Below are 3,958 nucleotides of genomic sequence, written 5' to 3' on the forward strand. Positions count from 1 at the left end.
GCATCGGGTTTTCTTATAGCTTACGAAAATTTCTTTTGTGCAAAACAGACTTTTTCATAATCTAACCCGATGTACAACCCTTCTGTGAGATTTCCGCGTCGAGCAGGACGGTACCATTGCTTTCGACAATGCGCAGTCGGCCGTGATCGAATGCGACAGGCGCACTGAAGCCGGTCGGAACATTCGGGCGCAGCCAGATGAAGGGCTGCCCGTCCGTCGGCATGCTGGCGTCGGCGTGGATCACCAGATTGTACGGATTGAGGTGCAGCATGTTCACCAGACCCGCAAGCGTCGCCATCCACACATCGGGATGGGTAAGAGCGTCGGCCAGCACATAGACTGACGTCGTGGCTCCGAAGGTACGGCCGATGGCATCAAGCGTATCAGCCGGAAGACTGACCGGGTTTGTCGTAATCGTCGAAGATGGCAGGATCTGCGCGAAGGACGGCGTCAACGTGTTCTGGCTGCCGGAGAAATCCTGCCGCAACAGATCCAGCCGTATGCTGTCCGCCGCCGCGTGACCGGTTTCAACCAGCGGCAGGTCGACGCTGACGGGGCCACCATGTTCGGGCAGGGCCGCAACATTACGCAGTTCGCCATTGTCGAACACATGCAGCATCAGAGGATTGCCCGGCACGCTCGGCGGTACGACCATGTTGAGGTGAATATGACTCGGCGCCTGCTGACGCATCATGTCCAGCGGCAGCGTGAACGACCAGGATGCGCGACTGGTCAGTGGCACGACATCCTGTGTCGCGCCAAGCTGCGACAGGGGAAACACGCGCCCGACAGGTGGCCCCTTGCGTCCGGGGGCGCTGCTGTCGCCGTAGGAAACACCCACCAGAAGATCGGTCCAGGGGCTGAACAGAAGCGCCTGCGGGCCACTCGTGCCGACCACAAGGTGGGTTGGCATGCCCGCTGCCGCCGGCACGAGATGCATGCCATGCAACTTTGTCGCACCAGCCTCATTATTGCCATTATCGCCGATGATAATATCTGCTGGCGTGGTGGAAGCACTATCACTGGGAACCCAGTCGATGCGACGGCCCTGCGCCTGCAGATAGGTGGAGACCGCCAGAACCGCCTGGAATTCCTGTGGGGTCTTTATCGCACCCGCCAGGCGGACACGCACCGTCGGGCCAAGCATGGAGAGGAAACCGCGGATGGAGCGCGCGCCACGATCTGCGTCGTCGAAAACAAACCCGCTGTCCGGGAGAATACGTACGTATCCGTACCCATGGATACCGCTGCCGTGAGCCCCGCCCTTGTCGGTAAAGACTGGCGTAACCCGGACCGCAAGATACCGGCTTTCGAGATCACGCGCAGTCAGGGGGATATTGACGACGCGGTCGGTGTTCGCATCGGACAGATCGCCGATCGCCACCTGCATGCGCGGCTGCCCTTCAATGAAGACCTGAAGGAGCGAATCCTGGCCAAGACCGGTCGCCACGTCGAGGTGGAGCCGTATATGCGCATTCGCCAGCGCCATGTCCGCCGGCACACGCATATAGAAGGAAGCAGGACTTCCACCGTCAAGCAGCGAAAGCCCGTCTGTCATCCCCTGCTGACTAAGCGTACTGACTGTTTCCGCATGGACCGTACCGGCCGAGATGGCGCAAAACAGGGTGCAGGCAAGCAGGTACTTACCGTAATCGGATTTCATAAGGATATCTCACGTCTTTTGCAAAATGTCGGACACGCACAGGCAAGAGAAAATAGATCCCGTAAAATCCGGCTACCTGGTTCCTGCGAGCCCCCCGCAAGGACAGGTCGTATTCGATGCGCCATGCGGGGATTTCTATGACCGCGCATAAATATCTTCGATACGGACAATATCGTCTTCGCCAAGATAGGGGCCGGACTGGACCTCAATAAGGGTCAAAGGGATTTTCCCTGGATTTTCAAGGCGGTGGATGGCCCCGAGGGGAAGGTAGACGCTCTCGTTTTCACGCACCATGATCTCTTCCTCATCACGCGTGACGATCGCCGTACCTTCGACAACCACCCAGTGTTCAGAACGGTGGAAATGTTTCTGTAGCGACAGCTTCTGCCCGGGATCGACATGAATGCGCTTCACCTGGAAACGATCACCTTCGATCAGGCTTTCGTAGAAGCCCCACGGACGATACATGCGGACGTGATTCGTGGCTTCAGGTCGTCCGGCCGCCGTCAGACGCGCGACCATCGCCTTGATATCCTGCGCCCTGTCACGATGGGACACCATGACGGCATCGCGCGTGACAACGACAATCAGGTCTTCGACCCCCGTGACGGTCGCGACAATCCCATCTGAACGGACATAACAGTTCCTGGCCCGGTCGAGGAAAACATTTCCGAACGTGGCATTTCCCTCTACATCCTTGGGCGAGATTTCCCACAGCGCGTCCCAACTACCGATATCCGACCAGCCGAAACCGGCTGGTACAACAGCCGCAACCTTCGTGCGTTCGGCCACCGCATAGTCGATGGAGATATCGGGAGCCTTGGAAAACGCCGCCGAAGAAAGGCGCACAAAGTCATGATCGACCACGCGATCCTTCACCGCATCACGGACGCATGCGTACACTTCGGGTTCAAACGTTTCAATTTCGCGCAGAAGCAGCCCCGCCTTTGCGACGAACATCCCCGAATTCCATGAAAAACGTTCATCACGCACGAACTCGGCCGCGCGGGCGGCATCGGGTTTTTCAAGGAAATTGGATACATGATAGGCGTCGGGCACATCTTTAAGTTCAGCACCACGCTCTATGTAGCCATAGGCCGTCTCGGGCTTGGTCGGCTTGATGCCAAAGGTGACGACATACCCTTCCGACGCGGCATGCACCGCAGAGCCCAATGCTTCCTTCAGGAGTTCCGGATGCTGAATGGCAGCATCGGCCGCCATGATCCACAGGATCGCATCAGGATTCTGTTCGGCGATCAGAAAGGCCGCGGCAGCAATCGCCGGTGCAGAATTGCGTGCGACGGGTTCCAGCATGATCCGCGCGTCGGTAATCCCGACCTCACGCAACTGCTCCGCCACAATAAAACGATGCGCCTCGTTACAGATCACGACTGGACTTGCGAAATCAGTTCTCTTCCCCCGCAGCGATGTCTCCTGCAGGAGCGTCTTGTCCGAAAGTAATGGCCAGAACTGCTTGGGGAAACTACGGCGGGACACCGGCCAGAGACGACTGCCTGATCCACCTGAGAGAATAACAGGGACAATATTACGAAAACCTGACGAGTGTTCACAAATAACCATTTATTTAAGACCTTTTTAGAAATTTATACAAGTACAACATATATGAGTAGGCACCTACATTCACATCCACGCGCATTATGTCGATGAAAAAACAATCTACGCCTCGGTAACCTTTGATATATTTATGAAACCTGCTCTCGCTCTGTTCCCAATAACTTAGGTAGAAAATTCCATTCCAAAATAGTTGCTCTTTCCAAAGAGCATCACTACGTAGGAATACTCATTCATGAATTCCTCAAGGAGCTCTTAGAGCCCGATCCGAAAGTTTTTCAAGCTTGACAATGCCTTGCTGTCCGTCGTGTGAGCATGCGGATCGAGGCGATCAATGTCCATGCGGTTGAGGACGCAATGGATTGTTCCCAATCTTTGGCGAGCCGCCTGCATCGTCCCAGCCAGGCGAATGTCCGTTCAACCACCCAGCGGCGCGGCAGGATCTGAAAGCCTTTCACCGTATCGGACCGCCTGATGATTTCGACCGTCCATTTTCCCATGGAGGCGAGCGCGGATCGCAATTTCTCGCCAGCATAGCCGCCATCAGCGAAGATGTGGCGCAGCCAGGGAAAGCGCCTGCGTATTGCCGCCAGGACATCAACGGCCCCATCACGATCCTGGATATCGGCGGCATGAACGAGGAGAAAGATCAGGAAGCCGCAGGTATCAGTCACGATATGGCGCTTGCGGCCCTTGACCTTCTTGCCCGCGTCATAGCCCGAA

Annotated in this window: 2 protein-coding genes and 1 pseudogene; all 3 read right to left on the minus strand. The window is 56.6% G+C overall.

The features are described from left to right. Positions 1-61 precede the first annotated feature (61 nt). A complete protein-coding gene (locus CFR71_RS16660; protein ID WP_110532161.1) occupies positions 62-1,663 on the minus strand; it encodes a hypothetical protein in 1,602 nt (533 codons plus the stop codon). A gap of 135 nt (positions 1,664-1,798) precedes the next feature. Then, complete coding sequence (locus CFR71_RS15245; protein WP_110532163.1) at positions 1,799-3,244, minus strand: mannose-1-phosphate guanylyltransferase/mannose-6-phosphate isomerase; 1,446 nt, start codon at positions 3,242-3,244, stop codon at positions 1,799-1,801. Positions 3,245-3,513: 269 nt separating this feature from the next. Further along, positions 3,514-3,958 (minus strand): annotated as a pseudogene (locus tag CFR71_RS15250) (IS5-like element IS1031A family transposase); the annotation flags it as partial.

It is taken from the genome of Novacetimonas pomaceti, from assembly GCF_003207955.1.
Lineage (GTDB): Bacteria > Pseudomonadota > Alphaproteobacteria > Acetobacterales > Acetobacteraceae > Novacetimonas > Novacetimonas pomaceti.